16 protein-coding genes are annotated in these 16,358 nt (G+C 35.8%); 3 read left to right on the forward strand and 13 right to left on the reverse strand.

The window, feature by feature from the left end:
* Window positions 1-160: 160 nt before the first annotated feature.
* Both hflX and putP read right to left on the reverse strand, forming a co-directional pair.
* Entirely contained in the window at window positions 161-1,447 is a 1,287-nt protein-coding gene (hflX, locus tag C1N55_RS18655; protein WP_205758490.1) for a GTPase HflX, read from the reverse strand.
* Window positions 1,448-1,682: 235 nt separating this feature from the next.
* On the reverse strand, window positions 1,683-3,173 hold the full coding sequence (gene putP / locus C1N55_RS18660) for a sodium/proline symporter PutP (RefSeq protein ID WP_137730184.1): 1,491 nt from the start codon (window positions 3,171-3,173) through the stop codon (window positions 1,683-1,685).
* 277 nt (window positions 3,174-3,450) lie between these two features.
* Between putP and C1N55_RS18665 the strand changes: the two genes are divergently transcribed.
* The 3 genes from C1N55_RS18665 (at window position 3,451) to C1N55_RS18675 (ending at window position 6,515) form a co-directional block, all read left to right on the forward strand.
* Entirely contained in the window at window positions 3,451-4,620 is a 1,170-nt protein-coding gene (locus tag C1N55_RS18665; RefSeq protein ID WP_137730185.1) for a class I SAM-dependent methyltransferase, read from the forward strand.
* A 240-nt stretch (window positions 4,621-4,860) separates the two neighbouring features.
* Window positions 4,861-5,481 carry a DUF47 domain-containing protein gene (locus tag C1N55_RS18670; protein ID WP_137730186.1) on the forward strand — a complete coding sequence of 207 codons (621 nt, stop codon included), beginning with the start codon at window positions 4,861-4,863 and terminating at the stop codon, window positions 5,479-5,481.
* A gap of 17 nt (window positions 5,482-5,498) precedes the next feature.
* Window positions 5,499-6,515, forward strand: a complete 1,017-nt coding sequence (locus C1N55_RS18675) for an inorganic phosphate transporter (RefSeq protein ID WP_137730187.1) — start codon at window positions 5,499-5,501, stop codon at window positions 6,513-6,515.
* 42 nt (window positions 6,516-6,557) lie between these two features.
* On the opposite strand, the gene C1N55_RS18680 is transcribed toward C1N55_RS18675, so the two are convergent.
* The 11 genes from C1N55_RS18680 to C1N55_RS18730 form a co-directional block, all read right to left on the reverse strand.
* The gene (locus tag C1N55_RS18680) at window positions 6,558-6,737 is read right to left on the reverse strand and encodes a hypothetical protein (protein WP_137730188.1); all 180 of its coding nucleotides are present in this window, start codon (window positions 6,735-6,737) and stop codon (window positions 6,558-6,560) included.
* A 13-nt stretch (window positions 6,738-6,750) separates the two neighbouring features.
* A complete protein-coding gene (locus tag C1N55_RS18685; RefSeq protein WP_137730189.1) occupies window positions 6,751-7,209 on the reverse strand; it encodes a hypothetical protein in 459 nt (152 codons plus the stop codon).
* A 121-nt stretch (window positions 7,210-7,330) separates the two neighbouring features.
* Complete coding sequence (locus C1N55_RS18690) at window positions 7,331-8,410, reverse strand: AI-2E family transporter (RefSeq protein ID WP_137730190.1); 1,080 nt, start codon at window positions 8,408-8,410, stop codon at window positions 7,331-7,333.
* Window positions 8,411-8,613: 203 nt separating this feature from the next.
* A complete protein-coding gene (locus C1N55_RS18695) occupies window positions 8,614-10,311 on the reverse strand; it encodes a M3 family oligoendopeptidase (protein ID WP_137730191.1) in 1,698 nt (565 codons plus the stop codon).
* 259 nt (window positions 10,312-10,570) lie between these two features.
* Window positions 10,571-11,290, reverse strand: a complete 720-nt coding sequence (locus C1N55_RS18700) for a YebC/PmpR family DNA-binding transcriptional regulator (RefSeq protein ID WP_137730192.1) — start codon at window positions 11,288-11,290, stop codon at window positions 10,571-10,573.
* A gap of 237 nt (window positions 11,291-11,527) precedes the next feature.
* Window positions 11,528-12,382, reverse strand: a complete 855-nt coding sequence (locus tag C1N55_RS18705; protein WP_137730193.1) for a KPN_02809 family neutral zinc metallopeptidase — start codon at window positions 12,380-12,382, stop codon at window positions 11,528-11,530.
* Between the two features lie 98 nt (window positions 12,383-12,480).
* Window positions 12,481-12,942, reverse strand: coding sequence for a low molecular weight protein-tyrosine-phosphatase (locus tag C1N55_RS18710; protein WP_137730194.1), 462 nt, complete (start codon window positions 12,940-12,942; stop codon window positions 12,481-12,483).
* 2 nt (window positions 12,943-12,944) lie between these two features.
* A complete protein-coding gene (locus C1N55_RS18715) occupies window positions 12,945-13,400 on the reverse strand; it encodes a GNAT family N-acetyltransferase (RefSeq protein ID WP_137730195.1) in 456 nt (151 codons plus the stop codon).
* A gap of 54 nt (window positions 13,401-13,454) precedes the next feature.
* Window positions 13,455-14,051, reverse strand: coding sequence for a lysophospholipid acyltransferase family protein (locus C1N55_RS18720; RefSeq protein ID WP_137730196.1), 597 nt, complete (start codon window positions 14,049-14,051; stop codon window positions 13,455-13,457).
* 74 nt (window positions 14,052-14,125) lie between these two features.
* Complete coding sequence (locus C1N55_RS18725) at window positions 14,126-14,965, reverse strand: putative RNA methyltransferase (RefSeq protein ID WP_137730197.1); 840 nt, start codon at window positions 14,963-14,965, stop codon at window positions 14,126-14,128.
* Between the two features lie 60 nt (window positions 14,966-15,025).
* The gene (locus C1N55_RS18730; RefSeq protein ID WP_137730695.1) at window positions 15,026-16,282 is read right to left on the reverse strand and encodes an MFS transporter; all 1,257 of its coding nucleotides are present in this window, start codon (window positions 16,280-16,282) and stop codon (window positions 15,026-15,028) included.
* Between the last annotated feature and the right edge of the window lie 76 nt (window positions 16,283-16,358).

The following is a 16,358-nucleotide window of genomic DNA, read 5'->3' on the forward strand; positions in this document are numbered from 1 at the left end:
TTTTTCAATATATTATAAAAAAGTTAGAAATTTCTCTTTCTTCTCTATTTTCATTATATTTTATAGATTTTAGGAAGAAAATGATATATTAGTATAACATCGGTAATTTGTACCAAAAATAAAAAATAGGCAACGACATATATATCGTTACCTACTCTGATTATTTTATTACATACTGTTCATATTTTTTTAAATCAGCATTTTTCAGCTCGACAAGTAGCTTTGTTCCTTGCTCTTCATACTCAGTTTCTTTAACTTGTGCATTCGAATTGAGGTAGGACACGACATCCCCTCGATCAAACGGAATTAGCATTTCACATTCTACGTAATCCGAAAATACATGCTGTCGAATTAATTCAACCAGATCATCTAGACCATCGCCTTCTTGTGCGGAAATCCAGATATTATCACCACTTACTAATGGATATTTCACATTTGCCAAATCAGATTTGTTATAGACATAAATCGTTGGAATTCCTTCCACATCTACTTCACTTAAAGTTTTGTTCGTAACATCCATCATAAACGGATGTTGTTCATTGGAAACGTCAACGACATGGAGCAATAAGTCAGCATCTCTTGCTTCTTCTAATGTAGAACGGAAGGCTTTCACTAGATGATGTGGCAGCTTACTGACAAACCCAACCGTATCTGTCAGCAAGAAAGTCTTTTTATCAGGTAATTCAATATTTCGAACAGATGTATCTAATGTAGCGAATAGCATGTCCTTCTCAAATACCTGTTTATTGTCCTCTTGTCCAATTTTCTTAAGAAGACGGTTCATTATTGTGGATTTTCCTGCATTGGTATAGCCGACGAGAGAAACAACTGGCACTTCATTTTTGCGGCGTTTCTTTCTCTGTGTTTCCCTAATACTTTTAACAACCTCCAGATCTTTACGGAGTTTGGCAATTTGGTCTTCAATTTTTCGTCTATCTAATTCTAATTTAGTTTCCCCTGCACCTCGGTTTCTAAATCCTCCACCCGTGCCACCACCTTGACGGGATAGTGAAGCATGCAGACCAACTAGCCGAGGTAGCATATACTGCAATTGAGCAAGTTCAACCTGCATTTGTGCTTCTCGCGTATTCGCCCGACGATCAAAAATGTCAAGTATCAGCATCGTACGGTCAATTACTTTACACTCTAAATCATGCTCTAAATTCCGAATTTGCGAGGGAGATAGTTCATCATTAAAAATTACGAGATTAGCTTGCGCTTCATCTACAAAATGCTTAATCTCCTCGATTTTACCTGTTCCTACGTAATGAGAAGGATTTACCCTTTCCAAATTTTGAGTCACACTTCCAATTACTTCTACATCTAATGCTTCTGCTAAACTTTCTAATTCTTCCATTGAATAATTGAAGTTTCGATCGTTTTGTAAATTGACACCCACTAAAATTGCTTTTTCAATTATTGTTTCAATTTCTTGCAAATTTGTCACTAAAATACCTCCCTAGTTAAAGCACTGCTTATTTTTCAATTTATTAATATTAAGCATTCAGCGGCATTACATATGGTTTTTATATTTACTTTTCGCTTTCAATCTAATCGTATCATATAGTATATGCGGAAAATATATTTTCAATTACGTTCTCATTTTAAATCTTATCTGTTCTTTTTCTATTTCTACAAAAAAATGTCTCAAAAGTTATTTACAACTTTTGAGACACCTTGTTTTATTTTTTTCTTTCAGAGTTCAATAACTCTAATGTATCATCAAACTCTTTTTCAATTTCCGCATTATGTTTATAAGTAATTAAACTTACGATAATTGTTAAGACCAGGTTAATGATGAAACCAGGTACAATTTCGTATAACATGCCAGATAGCGCTTCGTTTTGTCCCCAAATATATGCAACAACTGCACCGGCAACCATCCCAACTAATGCCCCGATATTCGTAAGCTTTTTCCAATATAGTGCAAGTAAGATAGTTGGTCCGAATGCTGCACCGAACCCTGCCCATGCAAATCCAACTAAATCAAGAATAGAACTGTCCGGATCCCAGCCCAGTATAGCTGCTACAACCGCTACAATAAGAACTGCGATACGTCCCGCCATTACATAATGCTTATCTGATGCTTCTTTTTTGAATAACGCTCTATACATATCCTCGATTAAAGCAGAAGATGTTACGATTAATTGTGAAGAAATTGTACTCATAATTGCCGCTAAGATTGCAGCAAGCATAATTCCTGCAATGAATGGGTGGAATAAAATTTGTCCCATGACAATAAAGACTGTTTCAGGGTCATCAATAGTGAGACCATTTTGCTGGAAGTAAGCTAATCCTACAAGTGCAGTTAAAGTTGCTCCTATTAAGCTTAAAATCATCCAACCAATACCTATACGACGAGCTTGCTTTGTTTCTTTAACGGATTTAATCGCCATAAAACGTACGATAATATGAGGTTGTCCAAAATACCCAAGACCCCAGGCAACCGACGAAATGACACCTGCCGCTGTTGCAGTTGAAGCAAATAAGCTAAAATGCTCCGGATTAAATGCTGTGACAGAATCGATTGTTTCGCCGATTCCACCTGTGAAGAAAATCCCGAAAATCGGAACTAGTATTAAAGCTAAGAACATGATTAACCCTTGTAAGAAGTCAGTATAACTAACTGCTAAGAACCCACCGAACAAAGTATAACCTACAGTAACAGCACTTACGATTAATAGTCCAGTATGATAGTCAAATCCAAATGAGCTTTGGAAGAACTTCCCTCCAGATACCATCCCTGATGATACATAGAATGTGAAGAAAACTAAGATAACAATACCTGCTGCAATACGAATTAATTTTGTATTATCACGAAGACGGTTATCTAAAAAACTTGGAATAGTGATTGAGTCTTTTGAAATTTGTGTATATACGCGTAAACGCGGTGCAACAAAATACCAGTTTAACCAAGCACCTACTGTTAAACCAATTGCAATCCATGCCTCTACCAAACCAGATGCATAAATTGCTCCAGGCAATCCCATGAGTAACCATCCGGACATATCCGCAGCACCTGCACTTAATGCAGTTACCGCTGGACCTAAATCTCGTCCACCTAACATATAATCATTCAAATTTTTTGTTCTTCTATATGCAAACCAACCGATAATAACCATAGCCAGCATATAAATGATAATCGCTAACAATTGAAATGCGTGATCAGACATTTCTAATCCCCCTTATGTAAAAATTATTATTATTAATGAAATAGTGTATTAATATAGTAAATAACAGCATTTTTCAGAATAACGCTACTTCATTGAATTTAATTTAACACATTTTCTTTATAAAGTATTTAATAATTTTGAAAAAAATAAAATATTTCTCTACCCTATTTTTCAATTTATTTACAATATTCATATAGTAATCGAGTGAGAATTTGACACTTCATTAATCAGCTATGTTAAACTAATGCCAACAATTTATTAGAAAAGGCTGATATACATGGATTTCGATCAAATGAAGGAAGAATTTCTAAAACATATTAATAGTAAAGAGCTGATTAACGCAACGATTAGTCAACCTAGGCAGAAATCAAATGATTTGAAGCGAGTAAAGTTGAAACCTATAGAGCTTAAGGGTGTTTATCATATTCAAATTGAGTATCAATATGAGCGCATTTTAAAACACGAGAATATTTTACTCGAAAAGTTTTCTGATTCCTTCGATATATTATTACCACAATTTCGTCAAATACATGCACAATTTCAACATCAAAATATCCAAATTCAACTTTCTAAGAAAAACAAGGTTTTATGGAAAACTGAAAAGGTAAATGACAAGAAAGAAATCAATCTTTCACACAATCGCAAAAAACAATATTTATTAGACGATTCAACTCCTTATCCGTTCTTAATACGTCTAGGCGTTCAAACCGAGGAGGGTAAAGTAAAAAAACAAAAGTATGATAAGTTCCGTCAAATCAATCGGTTTGTTGAATTCATACATGATTCACTTGAACACTTACCAAAAAATCGTCAAATTCGAATTCTCGATTTTGGTTCAGGCAAATCCTATTTAACCTTTGCTCTTTACCACTATCTAAAGGTTGAAAAGGAATTGGATATTCGAGTTACTGGCCTCGATTTAAAGAAAGAAGTAATCGAGGAGTGTAACCAAATTGCTCGAGATTTAAATTATGATCAGCTTGAATTTTTGGTCGGCGATATTAATGATTATAATGATGAAAACTCAGTAGATATGATTGTAACTTTACATGCTTGCGATGTAGCAACAGATATGGCATTAGCCCGTGCAGTTAAATGGGGCGCCAAAGTTATTTTAAGTGTTCCCTGTTGTCAGCATGAATTAAATCGTCAGCTTCACTCACCTGCTTTGGAGATAATGACACAGCATGGCTTAATAAGAGAACGTTTTGCTTCTTTAGCCACTGACTCCATTCGGGCCGAGCTGCTAACACTTGTTGGATATGATACACAGGTTTTAGAATTTATCGATATTGAACATACACCAAAGAATATTTTAATACGTGCTTATTTTACTGGTAAAAAACCATCATCTGAACAAATTGAAAGGTATCAAGCCTTTACTCACTTTTTATCTGCAAAGCCATTTTTAGAAAATGAATTGAGAGATATTTTGAAGAGTATTTAAACATAAAATAGAACAAAAGCGGCAAGTATATTAGATAAGCTATTCTTATTTTTAATACACTTGCCTTCTTTCAATCCAAATTTATACAGATTATACAATTAGGTACTAAAGTAATGTTACGGCAATGTAAATTTTATAAGTTTCAAGTCGAATTTTGTATAGATTTTATAAATATTTTGTTATGATGATTTAGGTTTAATTTAACTTTTTAAATTCACACGTATACCAGGGGGCAATTCCATGTTTAGTTCAAGAAAACCAGATCCATTTTTCTTATCGCTACATAAAATAGCAGAAAATATGAGAGAAGCTGTACATTACGCTAGAGATTTCAAAATTGAAACGATTGCTGATTTAAAAGAACTTAGCGTTAAAATGAAGAAATACGAAACAGATGGAGACCATTTAATTCACGAGTTAATCGTGATGTTAAACAAATCTTTCATGACACCTATTGAGCGTGAAGACATTTTAGCTTTAGCTAATAAAATGGATGATGTATTAGATGGAGCAGAGCATTGTGTAGCGCACTTTGAAATGTTCTCATTTACGGAAATTGACGAATCCATGGTTAAATTCCTTGACTATATTACAAAAAGCGCAGATGAAATCGTTGCTGCAACTGACCTTTTGAATAAAAAAGATCTAATTGCAATGCGTAAACACATAATCCTTATTAAGGATTATGAACGTGAATGCGATGAAATTTCTCGTTCATCAACAAAACAGCTGTTCTTAAAAGAAAAGGATCCAATCCGTTTAATTAAAATGCGTGACATCTACGACCAATTAGAAGAGATTGCGGACTCATGTCAAGATGTAGCAAACACATTAGAAACAATTATTATGCGTAACGCGTAAGAGTCAGGAGTTTTAAAATGGATACTATATTAATACTGACAATATTAGTCGTAATTTTTGCATTAGCATTCGACTTTATTAACGGTTTCCATGATACAGCAAACGCAATTGCTACTTCTGTTTCTACTCGTGCATTGCCACCACGCGTTGCTGTGTTATTAGCTGCCGTTATGAACTTTCTCGGGGCAATTACATTTGTGGGTGTTGCGAAAGCAATTGCCAAGGATATCGTTGATCCTTTTTCGTTAAATGCTACTGCAGATGATACAACTGGAACAATCGTTATCTTAGCAGCCTTGCTTTCTGCTATTACTTGGAACTTACTTACATGGTACTTCGGCATTCCATCAAGTTCTTCTCATACCTTAATCGGTTCAATTGCCGGTGCTGCTATTGCTGCAGCAGGTTTTAGCATTTTAAATTATAACGGGTTCACAAGTATATTAATCGGTTTAGTTGCTTCGCCATTTTTGGCATTAGCCATCGGTTTTATATTTATGTCCATATTCAAATTACTGTTTAAAAATCTAAACCTTTACCGAACAAATAAAGGTTTCCGTACATTACAAATTGTTACTGCCGCAATTCAAGCCTTTACTCACGGTACAAATGATGCTCAAAAAGCAATGGGTATTATTACAATGGCTTTAATCGCAGCAGGTTTACAAACAACAGACGAAGTTCAGGAATGGGTTCGAATTGCCTGTGCCATTGCAATGGGGCTTGGAACTTCAATTGGTGGTTATAAAATCATTAAAACTGTTGGCGGTAAAATTATGAAAATCCGTCCAGTAAACGGGGTTGCTGCTGACTTAGCATCTGCATCGATTATTTTTGGAGCAACTATTATCCATTTACCTGTATCAACAACACACGTAATCTCCTCTGCCATTATGGGGGTAGGGTCTGCACAACGTGTTAAAGGCGTTAAATGGGGCGTTGCACGTAAGATTGTCCTAACTTGGCTTATTACAATGCCAATTTCGGCTGTAATGGCGGGAATCATGTTCTTAATTTTAAATTTATTCTTCTAAAATGATAAAAACCAAACGATTGATTTCGTTTGGTTTTTATTTTTAATGCATATCTATATCGATAATTTTGTGTTTTTCAAGGATAGAACTCGAGACTTCTTCTTCCCCATTATTTGTTTTAGGTTCATATGTGTTAAAGAATATTTGCATGGCTACTACAATTAATATACAAACTAATATTATGAATCCTACGAAGTATATTGCTACCTTTTTTCCATTCATCAAAGCTACTCCTTTATTTCTTCAGCTTAAATCCTTCTTCCAGTAAATATTCTACTGCTGCTTCACGTGTTCCAAATGTCTCTTCAAGATTTTCTTGATAATAAATATTCCAATCACGTCTATGATGTCTTAGCTCTAATGTTATACCATCTCTAGAAGTCCAATTCTCTACAACTGGTATATCTAAGTCTTCTGATAAAAATTCAATGGCGTCAAGAATGATCTCACGTAATTCCAATTCACTAAAATCACGGATATTGACTAATCCCCTGTCATTTGCCATTTTATCATATTTCAGTAAATCCCCTACATAAACAAAACCATTTCCATTTGGATGTAATTTTTCAACAACAATCGTTTTTTCATATAAACTGTCCTCAAAATGATAGTTTACTCGTTTCATGGATATCTCTTTTTTTGTTAGCTCTGGAAATGATTCAATAATCTCCTGTTTTTGTTCAAATGTTAACATTTATAAAATGAACTCCTTTTTTGCTAATGTTGACATAACTTCATTTTACTTTTCTACAATACACTAAAATGAAATACAGTACACCCTTATAGGAGGTATACTGCAATTCGTTTTAATCCTTTTAAACTGATTTGGTTGCTGCTTCCTTTATCTTTTTTCGTTCTTCGTATATATTTTTTACGACTGCTTTAATAACAGCATAAGTTGGAATCGCGATTATGATGAATAAAAAGCCCCCGATATTTCCTGCCGCTAATACAATCGTGATTACTGTTAACGGATGAACATCCAACGATTTACCCATAATATTCGGGGTAATTAAGTTACTCTCTAGCTGTTGGGCAACTAATGTAATAATTGCTACCCACACGACTAAGATAGGGTCTTGAATTACAGCCATAACAAGTGCCGGTGCTAACGAAATCCATGGTCCTATAAACGGAATCATATTCATAAAGAAAGCAAATAGTGCAAACAACAATGCATAGTCCAGTTCAATAATCATGTACCCGATATACATCATCGTTGCAAGGATTAAACTTATCAACACTTGACCCTGCACATAATTTCTTAACACATTATCAATATCTGCTAAAGTCTCTTTTATCCAAGTACGTCTTTCCCCGGCAAAGAGATTATAAATATTTGGCGCGAACTTCTCATGGTCCTTCAGCATGTATATAAAGAAAAACGGCACTAGGATTAATGTAAAAGTGGCAGATACTGTTCCACTGACAAAGCCTACAATGTACTTGCTGCCTGTCATCATAATACTTTGAATAGAGCTTGAAACGGAATCCACAAAGGTTTCAACCTGTGGTGGTAGATTATCCTTATTTTCTAAAACAATGTCGGCTGCATCCATAATTTTATCTTCGATGTATGGAGCATTTTTCACTAATTTATTCACCTGATCAGAAATTGGATTCCCAATCATCAACAGAATTCCTGTTACAATACCCGCCAACAATAAGACAATTGTTAGCATACTTGCCCATCTTGGTGCACCCTTTTTTTCCAGAACTCTCTGCAACGGCTCTGAAATATAATAAAGGACCCCACCTAATAATAGTGGAATAAAAATCGTTTTGATAATGATATAGAGCGGACTAAATATCCAATGAATTTCAACCACATATTTAATAATTAGCAGTGCTATGATCATACCAATTCCAACTTGGAACCAGACTTTTTTTGTCACTAACAATCACCTCTTCCAATATTGTTGCATTGATAATTATTTCCTATTCATCCATGACGGACTAATTTTATCATTCTCTTATGTATACTTCATCCAGAACACTACATCTATATTTTCCCAATTTATAAAATTTAATCTAATTTCTATTATATCTTATCAGATTAAAAAACTCTCGGAAAAAAATTCCCGAGAGTTTTCTCTTATTATAAATTTGTATCATCTACAGAGTTTAAATATTCTTCAATTGCATCAATAACAGATTCTACACAGCCATCATCAAATGGTGAAATTAACCCAGCTTCTTTTACTAGCTTAGTGAATGACATAGATCCACCTAGCTGGCAAAGGTGAAGATAATCCTTCCATGCAGATTCAAAGTCTTCTCTTGAGCGTTTCCAGAATTGGAATGCACACACTTGAGCAAGCGTATAATCGATGTAATAGAATGGGCTTGCATATATATGTCCTTGACGTTGCCAGAAGCCACCCGCTTCTAAATATTCATACCCATCATAATCACGATGTGGTAAATATTTATTTTCAATTTCTTTCCATGCTTGTTTACGCTGAGCTGGTGCCATAGCTGGGTTTTCATAAACAACATGCTGGAACTCATCTACTGCCACTCCATAAGGCAAGAATAATAATCCACTTGCTAAGTGTGAGAATTTATATTTCTCCGTTTCTTCTTTAAAGAATAATTCCATCCATGGCCATGTGAAGAATTCCATACTCATCGAGTGAATTTCAGCAGACTCATATGTTGGCCATAAATATTCAGGTATCCCGATATTGCGGCTTGAGTATACTTGGAATGCATGTCCTGCTTCATGTGTTAGTACATCAATGTCACCAGAAGTGCCATTAAAGTTTGAGAAGATAAATGGTGAATCATAATTATCTATGAAAGTACAATAACCACCACTTTCTTTCCCTTTCTTCGCTTCTAAATCCATTAAATCGCGATCAATCATATAATTGAAAAACTCTCCTGTTTCAGTCGAAAGCTCTTCATACATTTTTTTACCGTTTGCTACAATCCATTCCGGACTGCCTTGTGGCTTAGCATTCCCCGTTAAATAGTTCAGACCCTCATCATAATACTTGAAGTCACTCACGCCAATACGTTTTGCTTGGCGTTCATATAGCTTCGTTGCAAGAGGTACAATTAATTTTTGCACCTGGTCTCTAAAATTCGAAACCATTTCCGCATTATAATCAATACGGTTCATATTGACATAACCTAATTCAACGTAATTTTTGTAGCCCAAAGTCGTAGCAATTTTATGGCGCAGCTGAACTAATTGATCATAAATATCGTCAAATTTTTCACCGTTTTCGTTAAAGAAGTTAAAACGAGCTTCCATTGCTTGTTTACGAACATCACGATCCGTAGATTCACCATACGGAGTAAGCTGTGCAAGAGTTAATGTTTTTCCATCAAATTCAATTTGAGCTGAGGCTACTAGCTTGTTATATTCAGACACAAGTTTGTTTTCTTGTTGCATTAACTCAATAATTTCTGGAGAGAATCCTTTAATTTGATTTTCTGCTAATGCAAAAAGTTGTGTTCCCCATTTTTCTTCTAATAGACCTCTGTAAGGTGTTTTAACAAGTTCTGTATAATACTCAAATAGAAGCTCTTCAAATTGCGGCTCCATTTCATCTAAAACATCTCTTTCCTTTTGGTAAAACTCGTCATTTGTATCAATTGAAGCACGAATATATACAAGATTAGCCTGTGTTGAGAAGTCATTGCGATATTCATTTATCTTTTCAATTACTTCGCTTTGTGCTTCAACTGAATCCGCATTTTTAAATTGTTCTATTAACGTTCTTACTTTATCCTTTAATTCATCTAAATTCGGTCTTTTATATTCATACTCTTTAAAAGTTACCATTCTCTTACACACCCCTCTAATATTTAGCAATTCGAAGTTTACCATTCTATTATTACCGATTTCTACCAAAAGAGCAACTATTCTGATAATTGTTTTGTAATTTATCAGTAAAATTTTCTATTTATTTAATTGTATATATGCTAAATCCTATTATCTGTTATTAACCTATTCATGTTTTTAAAAGAATTTTGTCTTTTATACAAAATAAATACCCCAGTAGCAATTAAACACTACTGAGGTTTATGATTTATTCAGACTATTATTCGCCTAAATCAGCGTTAAAATATACGCGTTGAACATCTTCTAGATCTTCTAAAGCATCAATCATTTTTTCGAATTTCGCTGCATCGTCTCCAGATAATGCTACTTCTGTTTGAGGAAGCATAGTCAGCTCGGCTACTGTAAATTCAGTGATTCCTGCTGCCTTAAATGCTTCTTGAGCTGCATGGAATTGATCTGGTTCCGCGTAAACGATGACGTTGTCTTCTTCTTCAAATACATCACGTGTATCAACATCAGCTTCTAATAGAATTTCTAATACTTCATCAGCTGTTTTTCCTTCAATCCCAAATACGGCAGTTGAGTCGAACATATAAGTAACTGAACCCGATACTCCCATGTTTCCTCCGTTTTTTCCGAATGCAGCACGCACGTCGGAAGCAGTACGGTTTACATTGTTTGTTAGGGCATCAACGATAACCATCGTTCCACCTACACCAAATCCTTCATAACGTAACTCGTCATAGTCTTCTCCGCCAGCACCTTTAGCTTTGTCGATTGCTTTATCGATTATATGCTTTGGTACATTGTATGTTTTAGCACGTTCTAAAACAAACTTTAAGGCTGAGTTTGATTCTGGATCTGGTTCGCCTTTTTTCGCAGCTACATAAATTTCAGTCCCGAATTTAGCGTAAATACGACTTGTATTTTTGTCTTTTTCGGCTTTCTTATCTTTAATGTTATTCCATTTACGACCCATTAATTTCACTCTCTTTTCCGTAATATTAAATATATTTAAAAAACACAACTCACCCCAAGAGGCTTGAGTTGCTGTTTTTTCTTATGCGGATATCCTTGTTACGTATACTTTGCTATCCGCGTAATTGAAGGTTAAAAGAAACCCTTAAAGTAAATGAGACTGTAATATTATACACTATTCTATTATTAAAGAAAAAGATGAAAGATGGTCCGAATTCAAATAAACTTCCATTACTAATTACAATTCATCTGCGCTAAATGTGTCTCCACCTTCAAGTGTGCCACTTTCAAAGCCCTTTTTGAACCAACGCACCCTTTGTTCACTTGTACCATGCGTAAAACTCTCTGGTACAATATACCCTTGCGCCTCCATTTGAAGAGTATCATCTCCAATTGCATTCGCAGCAGTCAACGCCTCTTCAATATCCCCAGTCTCTAAATAACCTAAATCCTGTACATGATTGGCCCAGACACCTGCATAATAATCTGCCTGCAACTCTAGTTTTACAGTCTGTGCATTATACTCCGCTTGACTGACCTTATCATTTAGAGCATGCACCTGCTGGGAAGTACCTAGTAAGGTTTGTACATGGTGTCCTACTTCATGTGCCACAACATAAGCCATTGCGAAATCTCCCGGAGCCCCAAATCGGTTCTTAAGCTCCTGATAAAAACTAAGATCGATATATAATTTATAATCCGCTGGACAGTAAAACGGCCCAACAGCGGCACCAGCAACTCCACAGCCGGACTGAACACTGTCAGTAAACAATACTAGGCTTGGGTTTTCATAGGATAAACCTTGTTCCTGAAACAAATGTTGCCAAACATCCTCAGTATCAGCTAGCACTACTGAAACAAATTCCGCCAGTTCTTCTTCCTCGGCAGTCGGAACGTATTCGGTATTGCTTCCATTTTGAATCTGCCCTTGGTTTATCTGATTCAATACATCCCCAGCATCCCCACCATTTAGTAGCGTAAAAATAATAACGATAATAATTCCTACTCCACCGATACCGCCACCGATTACACCTTTACTCATTCCACGGCGATCTTCAACATTGCTACTTTTTCTTCTACCCTTAGTCTCCATAGCTCTCCTCCAAAAAAAAGTACCTTTTCCTTAGTAATACCCGGTTTTTACTGGAACAGTACATTAAAAGCGAAAGAGATTTTTTAGATAACCAAGCTTTACTTTATTTCAGACAGAATTTTGTTTAGCAATGCTTCACAGCCCTCTACAACCAATTCATATGTTTCCTGAAAATCTCCTGTATAATAAGGATCTGGTACATCCTTTCCATGGGGTGTTAGGTCCAAGAATCTGAAAATTTTAGGGTGGTCTGGCTGCCCAAGCATTTCCCGTATGTTTTGGATATTACTATTGTCCATTCCTACGATATAATCAAATGTTTCAAAATCATCAGTTGAAAGCTGTCGACCTTTCATACCACTTGTTGAAATTCCAAATTCTTTTAGCTTTTCCCGAGTTCCCTTATGAGGTTGCTCCCCAACATGCCATGAACATGTCGCTGCAGAATCAACTTTAATGGCGCTACTTAAGCCCCTTTTTTCCACCATGTCACGCAATACTGCTTCAGCCATTGGTGAACGACAAATATTCCCTAGACAAACAAAAAGAACACATACCATCTTTACTCCTCCAAATTTTTCTCATATATTTTTGCATGATGTCCAAATGGATCATAGGCTATGCCGTTTTCCTTCCAGCCTAACTTTTCATAAAAGCCATCTAAATTACTTTCTAAATATAGATTCTTAAAGCCAAGATTTTTGCTTTGTTCAGCACCATGCTGTAATAATCTAAATGCAATTCCTTTTTTTCGATATTCCTCTTTTACATATAGACAAGCAAACCAAGGATATAAATCATGTCTGCTATTTATATCATTTCGAAGTAAAGCATATGTACCGACCATTTCTCCTTCTATCATCGCTACATAGAAGCGTGGGATGCCATCAGAACCATGAGAATTCTGCATACATTGCTCATAAAAAAGACGATTATTCTCGGAACCCCAATATCCCCAAAAGAGTTCGACTGCTTCATTAAAACGTTCGGATAGATCCTTTACGTCATGAATATCCATTCTATTTTCCCCTTTTAAAAAACACTTTCCAGCAATAGGAAAGTGTTAGTTGTATTATTTTATTTTTAATTTAAGTTCTTCTGTAAGTCGCTGTAATTCCTTTTCCAAATGCTGGGCTGCTTCATCACGCGCTTCTTTACCAGCTCCAACTGCAAAGGGCTCGCCGAAGATTAAATACCCTTTTTGTCGCTTCATTACTTCTCCAACATTTCGTGGTCCAACGTATGCTGCTGGAACTATTTGCCCCTTTGAAAGCTGGGCAATTGTAATAGCCCCTTGTTTCAACTCCGCATTCTCCTGTGAGCGGGTTCCACTTGGGAATATCCCGACAATTTTTCCTTCTTTAATGAGTTGTCTAGGAATTTTGATAACACTAGGTCCAGGATTTTCTCTGTCCACAGGAAATGCATTTAAATTGGATACAAGTGGGCCAAGCACTTTCATATCAAACAACTGTTTCTTCGCCATAAAATGAATATGTCTCGGTAATAAGGACACACCTAAATTTAGAATATCTGCATATCCATTATGTGTACAAGCAATAATATAGCCGCCTTCTTTAGGTAAATGTTCTTTTCCAAACACTTTGGCTTTTGATCCATTAAGCCTTAAAAATTCTCTAACTAATCTTGCAGCAAAATCATATAACACTGTTGCATTCCTACCTTTTTATACATTTTGTTTTATTGAATCTACTTACACTTATATACTCAGTGTTCAATTCATTATATCGAAAGCTCGCCGACTAAAACATCCAAATCGATTGTAATTTCGCTTAATGCAATTTCTTCTTGCAGGTGCCAGCCAAGAGGTGTCATTTCGAGAAGTTTGGGAACAAGGCGCGGCTCAAGAGGCATTGTATATGTAATACGTTCGTGCAATACATTCGTGAAATGCTCTTTAAACCGCTGTACTGTTTGAGCATTTGAATAACTTTCTTTTTCCGAATTAGCGAAAGCCTGTGTTCGAATTTCCTTCAAATAATCTGATTGAGGCACCACTTTGATGACCTTTCCATTTGGTCTTAACAATCTACTGAACTCATCGTAATTAGCAGGCGATAAAATATTTAAAATACAATCAATTGATCGTTCTTTATATGGACTATTCGCTAAATCGCCGACACACCAGATTTTTTGCTCATAAAACTTCGCAGCAGACTGGATTCCTTCTTTTGAAATATCTATCCCTATTGCTACCACATCTTGTGGCAATAACTTGGCGATTCTTTCTAAATGAGAGCCTTCCCCACACCCTGTATCTAATATTATTTGTGCTTCTTCTCCAATAAGTTTTGCAATCAATTGTTGCAATGGATTATATAGACCACTATTAATTATTTCCTGACGTGATTCAAATAAACTTTTACTATACATCGAAGTAGAGGGTTTAATCATGAAATTCACATAGCCTTGTTTCGCAATATCAAATGAATGATGATTGCCACATATTACGTGACCGTCATCCGTGACATGCATACTATCTTGACATAGAGGACAGGAAAAAAGTGTTTCATGTTCTTTCATATATAAAATACTAGCAACTCTTTTTGATACCTTTCCCACACTCATGCTCCTTTTTATTTGCTGTAAGTATCATATCATCTATTCATATAGTTTGAAAAACTAAACAAGTTCTCTAGGATTATGTTTTTTTAGTAAAATTACAAATAAGCTGGCTAATAAACAAAAACCACCGGCTAAAAGGAATGCCCACATATAAGAACCAAACACCTTAAACACTACACCGCCTGTATATGCTGCTACCCCCGCCCCTACCTGATGGCTAGCTGTAATCCAACCATACATCATGGCACTTTTTTCAATACCAAACTTCTGTCTTGTTAAGCCAATTGTCGGTGGGACAGTTGCAATCCAGTCCAAGCCGTAAAAAATTGAGAATATAACAAGCCAAGTGTAGGATCCTTCAGCCAATGCAAAGGGTAAGAACAGAAGAGATATCCCACGCAATGTGTAATACCAAAACAATAACCAGCGATTATCGTAACGGTCCGATAACCAGCCTGATACTGTGGTACCGATTAAGTCAAACACACCCATAAAAGATAACATCGCAGCGGCAGTAACTAAGGGAATGCCGAAGCTGATACAATAGGAAATAAAATGAGTCCCGATTAATCCACTTGTAGATAGGCCACAAATAAAGAAGCTCCCAGCTAATAGCCAAAACTCTTTTACTTTTATCCCTTCTAATAATGAAGAAATGGCCATTTTAAAAGGATTACGCTTTGTTGATGAAAGTACTTCTTCAGTTGGTGCCTCTTCTTGTCCATACGGTGTGAGTCCCAAATCCTCAGGCCAACTTTTCATAAAAATTCCGATGACAATCAACATCAAAATACTTAATGCAAATATTAATAAAATTGCCGAACGCCATGAATAGTTCTCTACAAAGTTTGCTAAAACAGGGAGTAATATTAATTGTCCTGTAGCAGTTGCCGCTGTTAATATCCCTACAGCCAGACCGCGTCTTTTAACAAACCAGCGATTTGCTACTTGTGTACTTAACACTGTTAAAAACAAACCTGAGCCAATTCCTAACATAACACCCCAGATTAATATTAACTGCCACTCACTTTTCATGATAAAAGTTAAGGCTAGACCAACAGAAAGAATGGCCATTGAATAAAGCATAATTCGCTTCAAACCAAAGACCTCAACAAAGGCCGCCATAAACGGTCCCGAAAAGCCATATAAAAACAGACAAACTGCAAAAGCAAAGGAAATTGTCGGTCTTCCCCAGCCAAACTCCGATTCAAAGGGATCTAGAAAGATTCCAGAAGATGAACGTATAATGCCAGCTACAATAATAGCTGTAAATGTAACTGCCAGGATCACCCAGCTATAATGGATTTTTCTCATTGCCCCACCCTTAAATACTTTTACTATATTGTACATGGTAGGTTTCTATATTCATAGAAAATTCACAATATTATAT

Source organism: Lysinibacillus sp. SGAir0095, assembly GCF_005491425.1.
Taxonomy (GTDB): Bacteria; Bacillota; Bacilli; order Bacillales_A; family Planococcaceae; genus Ureibacillus.

Bases quoted from the DNA above. Each gene is read 5' to 3' on its own strand.
- C1N55_RS18730 (WP_137730695.1), bottom strand. From the start codon at position 16,282: ATGAGAAAAATCCATTATAGCTGGGTGATCCTGGCAGTTACATTTACA.
- C1N55_RS18670 (WP_137730186.1), top strand. From the start codon at position 4,861: ATGTTTAGTTCAAGAAAACCAGATCCATTTTTCTTATCGCTACATAAA.
- C1N55_RS18715 (WP_137730195.1), bottom strand. From the start codon at position 13,400: ATGGATATTCATGACGTAAAGGATCTATCCGAACGTTTTAATGAAGCA.
- C1N55_RS18710 (WP_137730194.1), bottom strand. From the start codon at position 12,942: ATGGTATGTGTTCTTTTTGTTTGTCTAGGGAATATTTGTCGTTCACCA.
- C1N55_RS18675 (WP_137730187.1), top strand. From the start codon at position 5,499: ATGGATACTATATTAATACTGACAATATTAGTCGTAATTTTTGCATTA.
- C1N55_RS18680 (WP_137730188.1), bottom strand. From the start codon at position 6,737: ATGAATGGAAAAAAGGTAGCAATATACTTCGTAGGATTCATAATATTA.
- C1N55_RS18685 (WP_137730189.1), bottom strand. From the start codon at position 7,209: ATGTTAACATTTGAACAAAAACAGGAGATTATTGAATCATTTCCAGAG.
- C1N55_RS18700 (WP_137730192.1), bottom strand. From the start codon at position 11,290: ATGGGTCGTAAATGGAATAACATTAAAGATAAGAAAGCCGAAAAAGAC.
- C1N55_RS18695 (WP_137730191.1), bottom strand. From the start codon at position 10,311: ATGGTAACTTTTAAAGAGTATGAATATAAAAGACCGAATTTAGATGAA.
- C1N55_RS18705 (WP_137730193.1), bottom strand. From the start codon at position 12,382: ATGGAGACTAAGGGTAGAAGAAAAAGTAGCAATGTTGAAGATCGCCGT.
- putP (WP_137730184.1), bottom strand. From the start codon at position 3,173: ATGTCTGATCACGCATTTCAATTGTTAGCGATTATCATTTATATGCTG.
- C1N55_RS18665 (WP_137730185.1), top strand. From the start codon at position 3,451: ATGGATTTCGATCAAATGAAGGAAGAATTTCTAAAACATATTAATAGT.